The 15,059-nt window shown below is 72.1% G+C and carries 21 protein-coding genes; 11 read left to right on the top strand and 10 right to left on the bottom strand.

The features are described 5' to 3' along the window. The first annotated feature begins 11 nt into the window (after positions 1-11). Entirely contained in the window at positions 12-653 is a 642-nt protein-coding gene (locus tag BJ958_RS19620; RefSeq protein ID WP_179728561.1) for a DUF3558 domain-containing protein, read from the top strand. Here the strand turns inward: BJ958_RS19620 and BJ958_RS19615 are convergent. After that, the gene (locus BJ958_RS19615) at positions 643-1,203 is read right to left on the bottom strand and encodes a hypothetical protein (protein WP_179728560.1); all 561 of its coding nucleotides are present in this window, start codon (positions 1,201-1,203) and stop codon (positions 643-645) included. The genes BJ958_RS19620 and BJ958_RS19615 overlap by 11 nt on opposite strands. Beyond that, a complete protein-coding gene (locus BJ958_RS19610) occupies positions 1,200-2,543 on the bottom strand; it encodes an MATE family efflux transporter (protein WP_179728559.1) in 1,344 nt (447 codons plus the stop codon). The genes BJ958_RS19615 and BJ958_RS19610 overlap by 4 nt, the downstream gene beginning before the upstream one ends. A 649-nt stretch (positions 2,544-3,192) precedes the next feature. Here BJ958_RS19610 and dnaB point away from each other — a divergent pair. From dnaB to BJ958_RS19595, 4 genes are all read left to right on the top strand, one after another. Continuing rightward, entirely contained in the window at positions 3,193-4,482 is a 1,290-nt protein-coding gene (gene dnaB / locus BJ958_RS19605; protein WP_179730280.1) for a replicative DNA helicase, read from the top strand. Between the two features lie 175 nt (positions 4,483-4,657). After that, positions 4,658-4,792, top strand: a complete 135-nt coding sequence (locus BJ958_RS28730) for a hypothetical protein (protein WP_281367194.1) — start codon at positions 4,658-4,660, stop codon at positions 4,790-4,792. 327 nt (positions 4,793-5,119) lie between these two features. Further along, positions 5,120-5,878, top strand: coding sequence for a LuxR C-terminal-related transcriptional regulator (locus tag BJ958_RS19600; RefSeq protein WP_179728558.1), 759 nt, complete (start codon positions 5,120-5,122; stop codon positions 5,876-5,878). Then, the gene (locus BJ958_RS19595) at positions 5,875-6,357 is read left to right on the top strand and encodes a hypothetical protein (protein ID WP_179728557.1); all 483 of its coding nucleotides are present in this window, start codon (positions 5,875-5,877) and stop codon (positions 6,355-6,357) included. The genes BJ958_RS19600 and BJ958_RS19595 overlap by 4 nt, the downstream gene beginning before the upstream one ends. A gap of 23 nt (positions 6,358-6,380) precedes the next feature. Here BJ958_RS19595 and BJ958_RS19590 read toward each other — a convergent pair whose 3' ends face one another. After that, the gene (locus tag BJ958_RS19590) at positions 6,381-7,841 is read right to left on the bottom strand and encodes an MFS transporter (protein ID WP_179728556.1); all 1,461 of its coding nucleotides are present in this window, start codon (positions 7,839-7,841) and stop codon (positions 6,381-6,383) included. A gap of 97 nt (positions 7,842-7,938) precedes the next feature. Here BJ958_RS19590 and BJ958_RS19585 point away from each other — a divergent pair, with 97 nt between their 5' ends. Next, a complete protein-coding gene (locus BJ958_RS19585; protein ID WP_179728555.1) occupies positions 7,939-8,568 on the top strand; it encodes a TetR/AcrR family transcriptional regulator in 630 nt (209 codons plus the stop codon). On the opposite strand, the gene BJ958_RS19580 is transcribed toward BJ958_RS19585, so the two are convergent. Next, positions 8,550-8,954, bottom strand: coding sequence for a VOC family protein (locus BJ958_RS19580; protein ID WP_179728554.1), 405 nt, complete (start codon positions 8,952-8,954; stop codon positions 8,550-8,552). The two genes, BJ958_RS19585 and BJ958_RS19580, sit on opposite strands and share 19 nt — an antisense overlap. Positions 8,955-9,021: 67 nt before the next feature. On the opposite strand from BJ958_RS19580, the gene BJ958_RS19575 reads away from it, so the two are divergent. Further along, positions 9,022-9,807 (top strand): TetR/AcrR family transcriptional regulator C-terminal domain-containing protein, encoded by a 786-nt coding sequence (locus BJ958_RS19575; protein WP_179728553.1) that lies wholly within the window; start codon positions 9,022-9,024, stop codon positions 9,805-9,807. Here the strand turns inward: BJ958_RS19575 and BJ958_RS19570 are convergent. Continuing rightward, complete coding sequence (locus BJ958_RS19570; RefSeq protein ID WP_179728552.1) at positions 9,773-10,141, bottom strand: MmcQ/YjbR family DNA-binding protein; 369 nt, start codon at positions 10,139-10,141, stop codon at positions 9,773-9,775. The two genes, BJ958_RS19575 and BJ958_RS19570, sit on opposite strands and share 35 nt — an antisense overlap. Before the next feature lie 122 nt (positions 10,142-10,263). On the opposite strand from BJ958_RS19570, the gene BJ958_RS19565 reads away from it, so the two are divergent. Further along, entirely contained in the window at positions 10,264-10,560 is a 297-nt protein-coding gene (locus BJ958_RS19565; protein ID WP_179728551.1) for a DUF4287 domain-containing protein, read from the top strand. A 34-nt stretch (positions 10,561-10,594) separates the two neighbouring features. Next, entirely contained in the window at positions 10,595-11,110 is a 516-nt protein-coding gene (locus BJ958_RS19560) for a VOC family protein (RefSeq protein WP_179728550.1), read from the top strand. On the opposite strand, the gene BJ958_RS19555 is transcribed toward BJ958_RS19560, so the two are convergent. Genes BJ958_RS19555 through BJ958_RS19540 form a run of 4 tightly spaced genes read right to left on the bottom strand, consistent with a single transcriptional unit; the run spans position 11,079 to position 13,985 of the window. Next, complete coding sequence (locus tag BJ958_RS19555; RefSeq protein ID WP_179728549.1) at positions 11,079-11,597, bottom strand: cytochrome C5; 519 nt, start codon at positions 11,595-11,597, stop codon at positions 11,079-11,081. The genes BJ958_RS19560 and BJ958_RS19555 overlap by 32 nt on opposite strands. Positions 11,598-11,622: 25 nt before the next feature. After that, positions 11,623-12,390 carry a MerR family transcriptional regulator gene (locus BJ958_RS19550; RefSeq protein WP_179728548.1) on the bottom strand — a complete coding sequence of 256 codons (768 nt, stop codon included), beginning with the start codon at positions 12,388-12,390 and terminating at the stop codon, positions 11,623-11,625. Between the two features lie 28 nt (positions 12,391-12,418). Next, positions 12,419-13,180 (bottom strand): ABC transporter permease, encoded by a 762-nt coding sequence (locus tag BJ958_RS19545; protein ID WP_179728547.1) that lies wholly within the window; start codon positions 13,178-13,180, stop codon positions 12,419-12,421. A gap of 10 nt (positions 13,181-13,190) precedes the next feature. After that, positions 13,191-13,985, bottom strand: a complete 795-nt coding sequence (locus tag BJ958_RS19540; protein WP_179728546.1) for an ABC transporter ATP-binding protein — start codon at positions 13,983-13,985, stop codon at positions 13,191-13,193. Positions 13,986-14,105: 120 nt separating this feature from the next. Between BJ958_RS19540 and BJ958_RS19535 the strand changes: the two genes are divergently transcribed. Continuing rightward, on the top strand, positions 14,106-14,342 hold the full coding sequence (locus BJ958_RS19535) for a hypothetical protein (RefSeq protein WP_179728545.1): 237 nt from the start codon (positions 14,106-14,108) through the stop codon (positions 14,340-14,342). 57 nt (positions 14,343-14,399) lie between these two features. Here BJ958_RS19535 and BJ958_RS19530 read toward each other — a convergent pair whose 3' ends face one another. Beyond that, positions 14,400-14,597: a hypothetical protein gene (locus BJ958_RS19530; protein ID WP_246319077.1), complete on the bottom strand. Its 198-nt coding sequence runs from the start codon at positions 14,595-14,597 to the stop codon at positions 14,400-14,402. A gap of 95 nt (positions 14,598-14,692) precedes the next feature. Between BJ958_RS19530 and BJ958_RS19525 the strand changes: the two genes are divergently transcribed. After that, positions 14,693-15,028 carry a YnfA family protein gene (locus tag BJ958_RS19525; RefSeq protein WP_179728543.1) on the top strand — a complete coding sequence of 112 codons (336 nt, stop codon included), beginning with the start codon at positions 14,693-14,695 and terminating at the stop codon, positions 15,026-15,028. Positions 15,029-15,059 lie beyond the last annotated feature (31 nt).

Genomic DNA, 15,059 nt, shown 5'->3' with positions numbered 1-15,059 from the left:
GAGCTTCCCCCATGCGTGTACGACGGCTGGCGCCTGCCGCCCTCCTGCTGCTGACCCCGGTCCTCGCGGCCTGCGGCGACGACGAGCCCGACGCGACCGACACCCCGACGGACGCCTCCAGCGCGACCGAGGCGTCGACACCGACCGAGACGACCAGCGCCCCCACCACGGAGCCGACCGCGCCGTCGAGCACCGCGGCCGCCGGGCTGCCCATGGCCTGCGACGTGGTCACCGCCGACGACCTGGCCGAGGCGTACGGCATGTCCTTCGGCACCGCCGAGGTCGGCGGTGGCGGCACCAGCGAGGGCGACCTCGAGTGGTCCAGCGACAACTGCTCCTTCGAGGCCGCCGGGCTCGCCGAGGTCACGGTCAAGCTGACCGGCCCCGAGGACTTCACCAAGGGGAGCTTCGGCTGCCCCCAGCCGCGCGACGACGACGGCGTCGTCGACCCGGCCGACGACATCGCCGGCGCCACCAAGGGCTGGTGGAAGGTCAGCAACCCGCCGGACTTCGAGGGCGAGCTGCGCGCCTGCACCCCGAGCGTGCTGCTGCAGATCGACCTCGACTACGAGGACGGCGTCGAGTACGAGGGCGACCCGCTCAACCAGTCCGTGGGCCTGGCCGAGAAGGTGCTGGCCGCGATCAAGGGCTGACGTCCTCCGACGGCTCGGGCTCCGACGGCTCGGCCCCGGCCCACGGGGCCGAGCCGAGCAGCGCGCAGAGCACGATCACGAGCAGGACGCCGGCGAGGCCGACGGTGCCGACGCCGTACAGCCAGCGCCAGCCGGCGCCGTCGTAGAGCACGTTGGCGACGAGCGAGAACAGGATCGCCGTCTCCGCGACGAACCACGTCCAGCCGCTGCGGGCACCAGCCTCGCGGGCACGGGTGCCGAGGGCGTGGCACAGCGCGGCCTGGAAGCCGAGCGCCGGCAGCGAGGACGCCCACACGACGGCCGGGTCGGCGTCGTCGAGCCACGCGCGGGCGCCGGGCGGGCTGAGCACGGCGGCGACGACCAGGGCGAGCACCGCGAGGTAGCCGAGCGTCAGGCGCAGCGGCAGGTCGGGTGCCGCCCGGACCAGCCGGACGTAGCCGACCAGCACCAGCAGGCAGCCGAGGACCTCCGCGACGTCGTACCTGTCGGCGGGGGCGGCGGTGAAGACGACGACGGCGAGGCCGATCGCGATCCAGTAGAGCGGCTTCACGCGCCGGCCACCAGCCAGGCGTCCCCGCGCGAGCGGTGGACCAGCGTGGCCAGCCGGCCGCCCATGAACACGGCGCAGAACACGGCCCACAGCCAGGGGAGACCGGCGCCCAGCGCACTCGTCAGCAGCACGAGCGGAGCGTAGCCCGCGAGCACGATCACGCCGGCGCGGGCCAGGTAGCGGCCGTCGCCCGCACCGATCAGCACCCCGTCGAGGACGAACACCACGCCGGCGGCCGGCTGGTCGAGGGCAGCCACCAGCAGCACCGGGACCAGGGCGTCCCGCACGCCCGCGTCCGTGGTGAAGAGGGCGCCGAGCCAAGGACTGGTCGCGGCGAGCAGCAGCCCGGTGACCACGCCGCTGACGATCCCCCACCCGACCATCCGGCCGGTCACCGCGCGGGTGGCGGCGACGTCGCCGGCGCCGAGGAAGCGCCCGGTGATCGCCTGCGCGGCGATGGCGATGGCGTCCAGCACGTAGGCCAGGAAGCCCCACAGGGTCATCGCCAGCTGGTGGGTGGCGACCGGGACGGCGGTGCTGCTGCCGGCCCCGCTCGCGGTCAGCACCACGGCGTACGTCGTCACGAGGAGCGAGGCGCGCAGGGTCAGGGTCCGCACGATGAGCGGAACGCCGGCCCGTGCCGCCGCCCGGACGCCGGGCAGGTGCGGGCGCAGCGTGGCGCCCTCGGCCCGGGCCGCCCGGACCACGACCAGCACCAGCGCCACCGCCATCGCGGCCTGGGCGAGCACCGACCCCAGCGCCGAGCCGGCGATGCCGAGCCGCGGGGCCGGGCCGGCGCCGTACACGAGCGCGATGTTGAGCGCGAGGTTCGCGAGGTTGCCGGCCACGGCGACGACGAGTGGCGTCCGCGTGTCCTGCAGGCCGCGCAGCACGCCGGTGCCGGCGAGGATGAGCAGCAGCGGCGTCAGGCCGAGGGCGGCGACGCGGAGGTAGGTCGTCGCGGGCTCGACCACGTCCGACGACGCCCCGAAGACCGCGACGAGCGGGTCGGCGGCCAGCGCGGTGACCAGGGTGGCCGGGATCCCGATGAGCACGGCCAGCCAGAGCCCGTCGAGGCCCTGGGCCAGCGCGGCGTCGCGGTGACCGGCGCCGATCTGGCGGGCGACCCCGGCGGTGGTGCCGTAGGCCAGGAAGATGGACAGGCCCACGACCGTCGTCACCACGGTGCCGGCGATGCCGAGGCCGGCCAGCTCCGGGGTGCCGAGGTGGCCGACCACGGCGGCGTCGCCGAGCAGGAACAGCGGCTCGGCCACCAGGGCGAGGAAGGCCGGGAACGCGAGCCGGGCGATCTCGCGGTCGAGGGCGCGGGGGCTGCTCACCGCACGCCGCTCGCGGCCGCTTCGCGGGCGGCGCCGTCGGCGGCGTCGTGACCGCCCTCACCGGCCGGTGGATAAGTGGGGTCCCGCTGTGGAAACCCGGGTCCCGGCGTGGTAGTCGCGGGCGGCACCGCGGCGGACCCGGTCCGACCAGCCGGTGGCCAGAAGGTGAACGGGATCACACCCGAGGTTTTTGTCCTCCACAGTCCGTGGAGGGAGTTTGCGCAGGTCAGAGCCCAGCTGGGTCCTCCGTGCCGCACCTTCTCCACAGCTTCCTCCCCACCCCGTGCACACCGCGTCCGCGTGTCCTCCACGACCCACCCCGAGTTATCCCCAACCCTTGTGGACAGGCCACTTTCGGTGTCCCCGGTCGGCCCCGTAGGTTGCCGCACCGGTGGTCCTCGCGGACCACCGCCCGACGATTGTGTCGGACCCGGTCGGCACGCTGGGAACCGGACGACCCGACCAGCCCGGACCAGCCCAGCCAGCCCAGACCAGCCCAGGCGCGATCACCAGGAAGGGGGCCAGGACCGTGAGCCTCACGGACGACCCCCCGGCCTGGACCGCCGAGCCGCCGGAGGAGTACGGCGACGGCCCCGCGCCGTACCAGCCCGGGGAGGCCCCGACGGGCGGCCGCACGCCTCCGCAGGACATGGCGGCCGAGCAGTCCGTGCTCGGCGCGATGTTGATCTCCAAGGACGCCATCGCCGACGTCGTCGAGGTCATCCGCGGGGTCGACTACTACCGGCCGGCCCACGAGGAGATCCACGAGGCGATCCTCGACCTCTACAGCCGCGGCGAGCCGGCCGACATGGTGACCGTCGCCGGTGAGCTGCAGCGGCGTGGCCAGCTGCAGAAGATCGGCGGCGCGCCGTACCTGCACACCCTCGCCGCCAACGTGCCGATCGCCGCCAACGCCGGCTTCTACGCCGAGATCGTCTACGAGAAGGCGATCCTGCGCCGCCTGGTCAACGCCGGCACCAAGATCGTCCAGATCAGCTACGCGGGCGAGGGCGAGGTCGAGGGCATCGTCAACGAGGCCCAGTCCGAGATCTACAAGGTCACCGACCGCAACAAGTCGGAGGACTACGCACCGCTGTCCGACATCATGGACGGCGTCCTCGACGAGATCGAGGCGATGGAGAACCGCGAGGCCGGCATCTACGGCGTGCCGACCGGCTTCGCCGACTTCGACGAGCTCACCAACGGCTTCCACGCCGGCCAGATGATCGTCGTCGCGGCCCGTCCCGCCATGGGCAAGTCCACGCTGGCGCTCGACTTCTGCCGTGCGGCCGCCATCCACAACAACCTCACGGCCTGCTTCTTCAGCCTCGAGATGACGCGCGGCGAGATCGTGATGCGCCTGCTCTCGGCCGAGGCGCGGATCCCGCTCAACCACATCCGCAACGGCAAGATGGGCACCGAGGAGTGGGACCGCCTGGCCCGCCACGTCGCCAAGGTCTCCGCCGCGCCGATGTTCATCGACGACTCCCCCAACATGACGATGACCGAGATCCGTGCGAAGGCCCGCCGGCTCAAGCAGAAGCACGACCTCAAGCTGATGGTCATCGACTACCTCCAGCTGATGAGCTCCGGCAAGAAGGTCGAGTCCCGCCAGCTCGAGGTCTCCGAGTTCTCCCGCCAGATCAAGCTGCTCGCCAAGGAGCTCGAGATCCCGGTGATCGCGCTCTCCCAGCTCAACCGTGGCCCCGAGCAGCGCGCCGACAAGCGCCCCGCCGTCAGCGACCTGCGTGAGTCGGGCTCGATCGAGCAGGACGCCGACATGGTCGTCCTGCTCCACCGCGACGACGTCTACGAGAAGGAGTCGACCCGCCCCGGCGAGGCCGACCTGATCGTCGCCAAGCACCGCAACGGCGCGACCCGCGACATCGTGGTGGCCTTCCAGGGCCACTACAGCCGGTTCGTCGACATGGCGCACTGACGCTCGCGGAACCGCGCTCCACGAACCCGAGAACAGGTTTCACTTGACCGGTCACCCCAACCGCACGATGCTCGATGGTGGGGGGTCGACCGGACTGCACTGTCCAGCTCTTGGGAACCGGCAACATGGGGAAGGTGGCCGACCGATGGACCCGCAACGCGTGCTGAGTGTGCCCATGCGACTGCCTGTCACGACCTTGGACTCGGTCCTCAGCGCCGTCGAGGAGGCGCTCCTCGGCACCGGTGCGCGGCGGATCTGGATCGAGCAGGAGGATGCCGAGCTCTGCGTGGTGGCGGAGTTCGACCGCTAGCCGCTCCGCGACCCGACGGGTGCGCGCCGGGACCGTCGTCCGGTCGGACGGGCCTTCGGTCCCGGCGGCCCTGACGCCGACGGGTGGCGTGGGTGGGCGCCGATCGGTCAGTTCCCGCAGGCCGTGCGTGGAATGCCCTGCGCGACCCGACCGCTCGACGTACCGTGGGCGGTGATCCGGTAGTGGTGAAGCCGGCCGGGTGCACCGTCGGGTGCATCCAGGCCAGGCAAGAGGCGGAGCCGGGTCCGTGCCGCTGAGAGTTGACGAGTTGAGGAGAGGGCTCCGGATCGGAGCCCACCGCTTGGCTGACTCCTGGAGGTGGTCCGGATGGTTCCCGCTCCGTGCAAGATCACGGTGCTCGCCCGGCACGAGATGTTCGCCGAGGCGCTGCAGGTGGCCCTGACGAGCGCAGGGCACGAGGTGCAGCGGCTCTCGCCGCCCGAGTCGTCGACCTCGGCAACACGTCTGGTCGAGGCCGTGGCCCGTACCTGTCCCCGGGTCCTCCTGGTCGACCCCGACCTCGACCACGACGGCGCGTCGGCGCTCATCCGCACGCTGAGCCGCTGTGGGGTGAGCGTCGTGGTCCTGACCGCGGAGATCGACCGGGCCCGGTGGGGTGGCTGGCTCTTCCTCGGCGCGTACGCCGTGCTCTCGAAGTCGGTCTCCCTCACCGACCTGCTCGCCGCGATCCGCGCCATCGGCGCGGGACGCGAGGTGCTCGCGCGAGACGAGTGCCACCGCCTGGTCGCTCTCTACCACCAGCAGCGCAACGAGGTCCGCGACTGCCGGGCCCGGCTCGATGCCCTGACCCAGCGTGAGCGGGAGGTGCTGGCCCACCTCGTCCACGGCGACACCGTGAGCGAGATCGCGGCGGTGCACGTCGTCTCCGAGGCGACCGTGCGCACTCAGGTGAAGTCGATCCTCGCCAAGCTCGGCGTCACCTCCCAGCTGGGCGCGGTCAGCGTGGCCTTCCGGGCGCGCTGGCGTCCGGCCGTCCCGGCCCGGGTGGACCGGGAGGGCGGCGGGACGGGTGACGTACGCGCGGATGGTTTCGGGTCGGAGCCCGGTGGCAGTACTGGTGCATGACACGTCGGACCTGGTCGATCGTCGGTGCCATCCTGCTCACGGCCGTGGTGGTGATGACGGTCGTGGTCGCGCTCGGCCGCCCCGCGAGTGACCGCGACCTGGCCGGCCTGCTCGAGCCGATCTGCCCCGAGGGCCGCCCGGTCGAGAAGGGCGGCAGGGCGAGCCTGCACGAGATGGAGGTGACCGAGTACGCCGCGTGCGACGACGACCCGGAGTCCGGCAAGGACCGGGTCGAGGCGTTCATCGTGGCCGAGGACCCGGCGGGTCCCTTGCTCGGCCTCGGTGACGGCTGGGAGTCCGGCGACGGCACGGGTGTCACGTGGGCCATCAAGAGGGACGGCGACGAGTGGATCGCCGTCGTCGCGATCGGCGACGACTTCGCGACCGACGCCTTCGAAGACCTCCAGGACCGCGGATTCCACGTCGAGAGCAACCCCAGCAGCCCGCTCGAGGGCTACGACGACGCCTACGGGGGCTGACCCGGCACGTCCCCGCACCGGCCTCAGTGAGCCACGTGGTGCTTGCGGACGCCGTACGCCGCCGACAGCGCGGCCAGCACGAACGCGACCGCGCCGAGGACGAACACCGTGTCGTACGCCGCCTCGGTGGGGATCGAGACGGTGCCGACGGGTGTCGCGTGTGCCTGGGCGGAGGACGCGAGGATGGTGACGACGATGGCTGAACCGATGGCACCGCCGACGGTTCGCATCACCGCGTTGACCGAGTTGGCGATGCCCGTGTCCTGGGGAGCGACGTGCTGGTTCAGCAGGGCCGGCATGGCGGCGTACGCGATGGAGATGGCGGCGTTGACCGCGACCACGGCGACGATGAACTCCGCCGCGTGGGCGTGGAACAGGGCCAGCGCTGCCATCGACACGATGCCCAGCGCGGTGGCACCGATGAGCACCTTGCGCGGGCCGTGCGACCCGACGAACCGTCCCGCGAGCGGGCCGAGCGGGATGGCCAGCAGCGTCCCCGGCAGCATGAACTCGACCGAGGTGCGGAGCACGGAGGCGTCGAAGCCGTAGCCGGTCAGTGCCGACGGGGCCTGCACGAAGAACGTGGCGCCGAGGAAGACCGAGAACATGCCGTAGCCGACGAACAGGGAGGCGGCGTTGGTGAACGCGACGTCGCGATGGGCGAGCAGGCGCAGTGACATCAGCGGCTGTGCCACCCTGCCCTGCAGCACGGCGAACCCGGCCAGGATCACGGCCGCGGCGACCAGCAGGCCGATGGTGCGCGCCGAGGTCCAGCCCCACTCGTGACCCTGCGAGATGGGGAGCAGGAGCGAGACCAGTCCCGCGCCCAGGACGCCGGCACCGAGGTAGTCGACCCTGCCTCCGCGGCCGGGGTGCTTCGGCAGCGCCCTGGCCGACAGGGCCAGCATCGCGACCGAGAGCACGACCGTGAGCCAGAAGATGCGGCGGTAGTCACCGTCGTGGTTCGTCAGGACCCCGGTCGCGACGAGCGCGAAGCCGGAGCCGACCCCCAGGGCGGTCGCGGCGATGGACATCCCGTGGTGCAGCTTGTGCAGCGGCAGCTCCTGGCGCAGCACGCTGATGGCCAGTGGGAACAGGCCGAACGAGGCACCCTGCAGCACGCGCGCCGCGATGAGGAGCCCGATGCTGTGCGTCGTCGCCGCCAGCACCGAACCCGCGAGGGTCAAGGTGAGCGCGACCAGGATGACGCGCCGGCTGCCGAACACGTCGCCGAGGCGACCGAACAGGGGCGTCGTGGCGGACGCGGTGAGCATCGTGGCCGTCGCCAGCCAGCCGACCGTGGTGGCGGAGGTGTGCAGCTGCTGGCCGATGAGCGGCAGCGCCGGCACGACGACGGTCTGGATGACGGCGAGGAGGAAGACGTTGGCCGCCATGGCGGGCAGGACGAGTCGGGAGTACGTCGTGGGGGCGGCTGCCGAGGGCTGCCCGCCGACGGACGCCGACGTGTCGAGGGTGCTGGTCATGGAACCAAGGTGACATGGAATTGACGCACTGTCGAGAATGCGTGACGTGCCGTCAATCACGTTCGACATCCTGTCGACCTGACGTATCCTCGGGGTCATGAGCACCGACGCGACCACGGCCGGACCGGTCCGTCGTCGAGGCGGCCCCAGCAAGGGCGACCAGCGCGAGGCGGCGATCGTCGATGCGACGCGACGGCTGCTCGCGACGAAGTCGGTCAACGAGCTCACCGTGGACGCGATCGCCAAGGCGGCCGGCGTCTCCCGGACCGCGTTCTACTTCTACTTCCCGACCAAGCAGGCCGTCGTGGCGGACCTGCTGGACGGTCTGTGGGACCGCTTCGGCGACAGCTACGGCTGGCTGGACACGACCGGCGCCGACCGTGCGGCCCTGCGGGAGCACCACCGCCTCGTCGCCGAGGTGTGGCGCGAGCACGCCTCGATCCTGTCGTGCACGACCGGCCCCAGCCTCGACTACCAGCCGCTGCTGGAGTGGGCCGACCGGGCGCGCGCCAGGTTCGTGGACGGGCTCGCGGCGAAGGTCCTGCGGGACCGCGCCGAGGGCGTCGCGCCCGGAGGGGTCGACGCACCGGCGCTGGCGCAGATGGTGTTCGACCTGCGCGATGCACGGATGCGTGTCGTCGCCTCCGCCGACGAGGCCGAGGTCGAGCAGCTGCTGGCCGACCTGACCGAAGGCGTCCTGCGCCTCCTCTACGGCGTCGTCGGCTGAGCGGCGGTGGGCTCGACCCACTGCACGAGCTGGTAGACCACCCCGTTCGGGTCGGCCATCTGGAAGTAGCGCTCGCCCCAGGGCTCGGTCTCGATCGGGGTCACGACCTCGACCCCGGCGGCCCGCAGCCGGGCGTACTCGCCGTCGACGTCCTCGACGGTGAACACGACGAGCACGCCGTCGGCGTGCCCCGCGGCGGAGGCCGGCTTGAAGCTCGACAGCCCGGTGCGCAGGTAGATCAGGTTCATCGCGGACTGGGGGTGCTCGAGCGAGCAGAACCCGTCGGCGGCCATCGCCTCGGTGAAACCGAGGTGGCGCCGGGCCCAGTCGGCGGACGCCTCGACGTCGGCGACGTTGAGGGAGACGGCGGTGGCGGTGATGTCCATGGTTCTCCTCGGGTGGTTCTCTATACGTTGTACAGTGTACAACGTACGAGTGTGCGAGACTGTTCCCGTGAGCGGGACGAGCACCGGAGCCGGTGAGCCGAGCCGCACCCTGGCGCTGCTGTGGGGAGACCCGTCGGCCGGGCCGCGGCGCAAGGGCCCCGGCCGCTCGGTGAGCGCCGAGCAGCTCGTCGCGGCCGCCCTCGCGCTCGCCGACGAGGGGGGCCTGGCCGCGGTCACCACGCGCGCCGTGGCCGAGAAGGTCGGCATCTCGGCGATGTCGGTCTACACCTACGTCCCCGGGAAGCCCGAGCTGCTCGACCTGATGGTCGACGCGGTCTACCTCGCGATGGCGCGCCCCGCCTGGCGCGCGCGCTCGTGGCGGGCCCGGCTGACCCGGGTCGCCGAGTCCAACCGCGACCTCCTGCGCGCCCATCCCTGGCTGACCGAGGTCGCGGCGCTGAGCCGACCGCCGCTGGGGCCGGGCGTGATGGCGAAGTACGAGCACGAGCTGGCGGCCTACGACGGCACCGGGCTCGGCGACGTCGACACCGACGCGGCGCTCAGCTACCTGCTCGGCTTCGTCCAGTCGCACTGCCGCGCCGCCCACGACGCAGCCCGCGCGACGACCGACAGCGCGATCAGCGACGCCGAGTGGTGGGCGGCCAACCAGCCGATCCTGGCGCGCGCGTTCGATCCGGAGACCTACCCGCGGGCGGTCCGCATCGGTGCCGCTGCCGGTGAGGCGCAGGGGAGCGCGTGGGACGCCGACCGGGCCTGGAGGTTCGGGCTGGCGCGCACCCTCGACGGCCTGGCGGCGCTCATCGACCGTCGCCCGGGCCCTCGGGGTGCGTGAGGTCGTAGGCCCGCGACAGCTTCTGCGGCACGACCATCCGCCACGCGTCGACGACCAGCTCGCGCGCCTCGGCCGGGTCCAGGGCGGCCAGCTCGGCGTGCACCCAGTTGAACCGCAGGTCCGAGTCCGCCGGCAGGCGGAACTTGTCGGGCTCGCCCGCGACGAGCGCGTCGCGCTCCTCCTTCGGGAGCGCGAAGCCCATCACGGTCTCGTCGCGGGAGAAGGCGGCGTACACGATCTGGCCGACGCGGAACTTCAGCCGGTTGCGGACGTAGACCGGGTAGGACCGCTCCAGCTCGTCGGCCAGGGGGCGCACGTCGTCGAGGCTCGCCATGCAGGGACCGACCGGTACGACGGCGCAGACTCATCGCCGGAGCTCGATCGCGACCCGATGTCGAAGTCCGGGACCGTCGCTCGACGTACGGGCGACCGACCAGCACCACGAGAGGAACCACCATGTCCTTCCAGGCCTACCTCGACAACATCGAGAAGAAGACCGGGCAGACCCCGCGTCAGCTCATCGAGCGCGCCCAGGAGCGCGGGTTCGCCGGCCCCGCGGTCAAGGCGAACGACGTCATCGCCTGGCTGAAGGAGGACTACGACCTCGGCCGCGGCCACGCGATGGCACTGGTCCACGTCCTGAGGAACGGCGCGACCATCAGCTCGCGACACGTCGGCTCCACGGGCAGCCACCGCGACGAGTCCGACACCCTGTGGCTCGACGGCATCGCCACCCGGCCGGCCGCCGGCTGAGGCCCTACTGTGGGCGCGACCGAGAGGAGCGCCCATGACGTCGCCGAGTGCCGGGTACGGCCCGGTGACCCAGCTGGCCTGGGTCACCGACGACCTCGACGCCACCGAGCAGGCGCTGGGGGCGAGCCTCGGCGCGGTCGGGTGGACCCGGATGCCGGGGGTCCACTTCGGCCCCGACGCGTGCACCCTGCGCGGGGAGCCGGCCGACTTCATCGCCGACATCTCGCTCAGCTACGCCGGCGACCTGCAGCTCGAGCTGATCCGCCCGGTGACCGGGGACTCGATCTACACCGAGTTCCTCGCCGAGCGCGGGCCGGGGCTGCACCACGTGTGCTGCGAGGTGCCCTCGATGGACGACGCGCTGGCGCGGGCCGAGCGCGACGGGTTCAGCGTCGTCCAGGCCGGCACCATGGCGGGCGGGCTGATGCGGTTCGCCTACCTCGACACCTCGGCCGCAGGGGCGTCGTACGTCGAGCTGGCGCAGATCTCTCCCGACCTGCAGGCCATGTTCGCCGACATCAAGGAGCGCTCGGGCCGGGCTCCTCGCTGAGGTGGTCGAGCAGGTCGTCGAGGCCCTCGAAGGAGACGGGCTCGACGCCCTCGATCTCGACCTCGAGGTCCTCGAAGCGGTGGTCGGCGTCGAGCTGGACCCGGACGACCGCGTCGGGCAGCTGCAGCGGCGCCTCGAACGAGAGCAGCACCGCGTCGACGAAGACGACCGACGAGGTCAGTGCGAGGTCGTCGCGCAGCGGCGTGCGCTCGGCGACCGGCTGGTCGCCGACGGCGTCCTCGATCTCCGCGACGACCCGGTCCACCACTGCAGCCCACTGCTCGGGGGTCAGCGCCAGGAACGCACGCACCCGCTCGACGAGGGCGTCGACCTCGACGTCGTCGCGGTCCTCGGTCTCGGGGTCCACGTTGACCATCACGTCGGTGCCGGCCGCCGGCAGGTCGGCCATTCCGTAGGCGAAGTCGCCCTCGGCGACGGGGTCGCGCAACAGTGGCGCGAGCGCCTCGACGAGTCGCTGGATGTCCATGCGGACGAGGCTACCGAGGGCGGCCTCAGGCCCGCTCGATGCGGGTCCAGCCGGCCCAGCCGCGCTCTGCGAGGAGCTCGCGCAGCCGGGTGACCATGGGATGTCCCTCGGCCATCGAGTCGAGCAGCTGCACGAAGGCGGAGTCGTCCATCATGCCGTCCTGCTGCTCGAGCTGCCCGGCAGCGGCCGCCTCCTCGAACAGCTCGACCAGCAGGTCGGCCATCTCGTGCACGAGCGTCTCGTCGTCGGTCCCGTCGCTGCGCAGCAGCTGGCCGATGAGCCGGTAGAACCGCACGGTCCGCTCGTCCTCGAGCTGGGCCCGCTTGTCGGCCATGAACGCCGGGATCTGGTCCGGGTAGCGCGCGGCGACCAGGATCCACGCGTCCCGCTCGGCCTCCAGCATCTCCTCGGGCGCCCCGGTCGCGCGCACCAGGTCGAGGTAGTCCGCGACCTCGTCGGGCACGGCCAGCGTGTCCCCGGATCCGAGCTGGGCGATCCGCTTGCGGTGCTGCTGCAGCTCGCGGATCTCGGCCCGCAGGCGCCGGTCGATCTCCTCGACCGCGGCGCCGAAGGTGTCCGGGTCGGCGTCGAGCAGCTCCTGCACCCGCGCCAGGGGGACGCCGGCGTCGGCGAGGGTGCGGATCCGGATCAGGCGCACCACGGCGGCGGCGTCGTAGGACCGGTAGCCGGAACGGTCCCGCTCCGGCTCCGGCAACAGCCCGACCTGGTGGTAGTGGCGCACCGTCCGGATGGTCACCCCGGCGTACGACGCCAGCTGTCCGATCGTCAGCACGGCTCCAGCCTGCCCGTCGCGCCGGTGCTCACGCGAACCGGCGGCGGTAGGCGCGCATCGCGAGGGCGTGGGCCAGCACGAGCAGGCCGACGCACCAGGCGAGGGCGATCCACGCGTCGTTGCCGACCGGCTGCTCGGCGAGCAGGTTGCGCAGCGTGTTCACGATCGAGGTGACCGGCTGGTGCTCGGCGAACCACCGCACCGGACCGGGCATCCCGTCGGTCGGCACGAAGGCCGAGCTGATGAACGGAAGGAAGATGATCGGGTAGGCGAACCCGCCGGCGCCGTCCGGCGACTTGGCGGCCAGGCCGGCGATCACCGCGAGCCAGGTGAGGGCCAGCGTGAACAGGACCAGGATCCCGGCCACGCCGAGCCAGGCGAGGACCCCGGCGCCCGACCGGAAGCCCATCAGCAGGGCGACCAGCACGACCAGCACGACCGAGATCGCGTTGGCCACCAGCGAGGTCAGCACGTGGCCCCACAGTGCCGCGGACCGGGCGATCGGCATCGACAAGAAGCGCTCGAAGATGCCGCCCTTGAGGTCCAGGAAGAGCCGGTACGACGTGTAGGCGATCCCCGAGGCGACGGTGATCAGCAAGATCCCGGGCAGGAGGTAGTCCACGTACTTCCCGTCGCCGCTGTCGATCGCCGCGCCGAAGACGTAGACGAACAGCAGCAGCATGGCGATCGGCGTGATCGCGGTGGTGATGATGGTGTCCGGGCTGCGCAGGACGTGGCGCAGCGACCGGCCGAGCAGGGTGCGGGTGTCGCTCACGACGTGGGTGCTCATGGGGTCCTCCTCAGTTCTCGGCGCCAGTGGTGTCGCCGACGAGCGCGAGGAAGATCTCCTCGAGCGTCGGCTGCTTCTCGACGTACTCGACCCGGGCCGGCGGCAGCAGCTGCTTGAGGTCGGCGAGCGTGCCCTCGACGATGATCCGGCCGCGGTGCAGGATCGCGATCCGGTCGGCCAGCTCCTCGGCCTCGTCGAGGTACTGCGTGGTGAGCAGCACCGTGGTGCCGCCCGCAGCCAGGTCGCGCACGGCCTGCCACACCTCGATCCGGGCCTGGGGGTCGAGGCCGGTGGTCGGCTCGTCGAGGAAGATCACCGGCGGGTCGCCGATCAGGCTCATCGCGATGTCGAGGCGCCGGCGCATGCCGCCGGAGTAGGTGCCGGCGCAGCGGTTCCCGGCCTCGGTCAGGGAGAACCGTGCGAGCAGGGCGTCCGCGATCCGCCCGGGGTCGGGGAGGTGGCGCAGCCGGCCCACCAGCACGAGGTTCTCGCGTCCGGTCAGGATCTCGTCGACCGCGGCGAACTGGCCGGTCAGGCTGAAGGACTGCCGCACGCGGTCGGCCTGGGTCACGACGTCGTGGCCCTGCACGCTGGCCGTCCCGGCGTCCGCCTTCAGCAGTGTCGCGAGGATCCGGATGAGGGTGGTCTTGCCGGCGCCGTTGGAGCCCAGCAGGGCGACGATGCTGCCCGGCGCGACCTCGAGGTCGACACCGCGGAGCACCGCGAGCTCACCGAAGGCCTTCTCCACGCCGGCGACCCGGATGGCCGGTTCGGGGCGTTGCCCGGGGGTGGTTTCGTTGGTCATGAAGGAAGCGTGCAGGGTTGACGCTGCGTCAAGGTCAAGCCTGATTCCGGAGAACTTTCTGGTGACCCGTCGAACGACGCTCGGTGACGGTCCGGCGACGACCGGAGGTACCGTGCTGCCATGACTCGGGCTCAGGGCTACGACGCGGTGCGGACCTTCACGGTGCGGGAGCTGGTGGCGTACGGCCGGTTGATCGTGAACCGCGAGCGGGTCGACCCCGAGCGCGTCGTCCACGAGTTCATCCGGGCGAACCCGCACGTCGACATGGACGCGCGCAGCACCATCATCGAGTGGCAGGACGGCTACCGGCCCGGCGACCCCGCCGACACCGCCGAGCGCCCGCGCGGCTACTTCTGAGCGGCGCGCAGCCCTCCCGGCCCGCCGCGCGCCCCGGCGTGCTCCTCAGCGTGCTCCTCAGCGTGACGGGCGGACGTTGCAGTGGACCTTCGGGTTCACGCCGAAGTAGTTGAGCGGTCCCGCGACCACGGTCAGTGCCGTGTCGCTGAAGGTCCGGCAGTTCACGTCGCGCTCGCCGTTGAGGTAGCCGCGCTGCGCGGCAGCGAGCACGCCGAACGCCAGCCACACGACGATCAGCACACCGACGATGCCCATCCCTCTCATGGTGACCTCCTCGGGTTCGGTGTCGTGCTCCTTCGGTACCCCCGCGCGAGCCGGGCAGCCGACCGGACCCTGTGAGAATGCGGGCCATGGACCTGGTGCGCTCGATCCCGCTCTTCGTGCTCGCCGCGGTCGCCGAGATCGGCGGTGCCTGGCTGGTGTGGCAGGGCGTGCGCGAGCACCGCGGGTGGCTCTGGATCGGTGCGGGCGTGATCGCACTCGGTCTCTACGGCTTCGTCGCGACGCTCCAGCCCGACGCCCACTTCGGCCGGATCCTGGCGGCCTACGGCGGGGTGTTCGTCGCCGGCTCGCTCGGCTGGGCGATGGCGCTCGACGGCTTCCGCCCCGACCGGTACGACGTCGCCGGCGCGCTGGTGTGCCTGCTCGGCGTCGCGATCATCATGTACGCGCCGCGGTCGAGCTGAGTCCCCGAGCGGGCAGGTTGCCACGCGGACT

Origin of the sequence: Nocardioides kongjuensis, from assembly GCF_013409625.1 — a bacterium.
GTDB lineage: Bacteria > Actinomycetota > Actinomycetes > Propionibacteriales > Nocardioidaceae > Nocardioides > Nocardioides kongjuensis.
Note: the sequence above shows the minus strand (reverse complement) of the source record. Positions and strands in the feature narration are given on the sequence as shown.

Coding starts and splice junctions, on each gene's coding strand:
- BJ958_RS19620 (WP_179728561.1), top strand. CDS start 12: ATGCGTGTACGACGGCTGGCGCCTGCCGCCCTCCTGCTGCTGACCCCG.
- dnaB (WP_179730280.1), top strand. CDS start 3,193: ATGGCGGCCGAGCAGTCCGTGCTCGGCGCGATGTTGATCTCCAAGGAC.
- BJ958_RS28730 (WP_281367194.1), top strand. CDS start 4,658: ATGCGACTGCCTGTCACGACCTTGGACTCGGTCCTCAGCGCCGTCGAG.
- BJ958_RS19600 (WP_179728558.1), top strand. CDS start 5,120: ATGGTTCCCGCTCCGTGCAAGATCACGGTGCTCGCCCGGCACGAGATG.
- BJ958_RS19595 (WP_179728557.1), top strand. CDS start 5,875: ATGACACGTCGGACCTGGTCGATCGTCGGTGCCATCCTGCTCACGGCC.
- BJ958_RS19590 (WP_179728556.1), bottom strand. CDS start 7,841: ATGACCAGCACCCTCGACACGTCGGCGTCCGTCGGCGGGCAGCCCTCG.
- BJ958_RS19585 (WP_179728555.1), top strand. CDS start 7,939: ATGAGCACCGACGCGACCACGGCCGGACCGGTCCGTCGTCGAGGCGGC.
- BJ958_RS19580 (WP_179728554.1), bottom strand. CDS start 8,954: ATGGACATCACCGCCACCGCCGTCTCCCTCAACGTCGCCGACGTCGAG.
- BJ958_RS19570 (WP_179728552.1), bottom strand. CDS start 10,141: ATGGCGAGCCTCGACGACGTGCGCCCCCTGGCCGACGAGCTGGAGCGG.
- BJ958_RS19565 (WP_179728551.1), top strand. CDS start 10,264: ATGTCCTTCCAGGCCTACCTCGACAACATCGAGAAGAAGACCGGGCAG.
- BJ958_RS19560 (WP_179728550.1), top strand. CDS start 10,595: ATGACGTCGCCGAGTGCCGGGTACGGCCCGGTGACCCAGCTGGCCTGG.
- BJ958_RS19555 (WP_179728549.1), bottom strand. CDS start 11,597: ATGGACATCCAGCGACTCGTCGAGGCGCTCGCGCCACTGTTGCGCGAC.
- BJ958_RS19545 (WP_179728547.1), bottom strand. CDS start 13,180: ATGAGCACCCACGTCGTGAGCGACACCCGCACCCTGCTCGGCCGGTCG.
- BJ958_RS19540 (WP_179728546.1), bottom strand. CDS start 13,985: ATGACCAACGAAACCACCCCCGGGCAACGCCCCGAACCGGCCATCCGG.
- BJ958_RS19535 (WP_179728545.1), top strand. CDS start 14,106: ATGACTCGGGCTCAGGGCTACGACGCGGTGCGGACCTTCACGGTGCGG.
- BJ958_RS19530 (WP_246319077.1), bottom strand. CDS start 14,597: ATGGGCATCGTCGGTGTGCTGATCGTCGTGTGGCTGGCGTTCGGCGTG.
- BJ958_RS19525 (WP_179728543.1), top strand. CDS start 14,693: ATGGACCTGGTGCGCTCGATCCCGCTCTTCGTGCTCGCCGCGGTCGCC.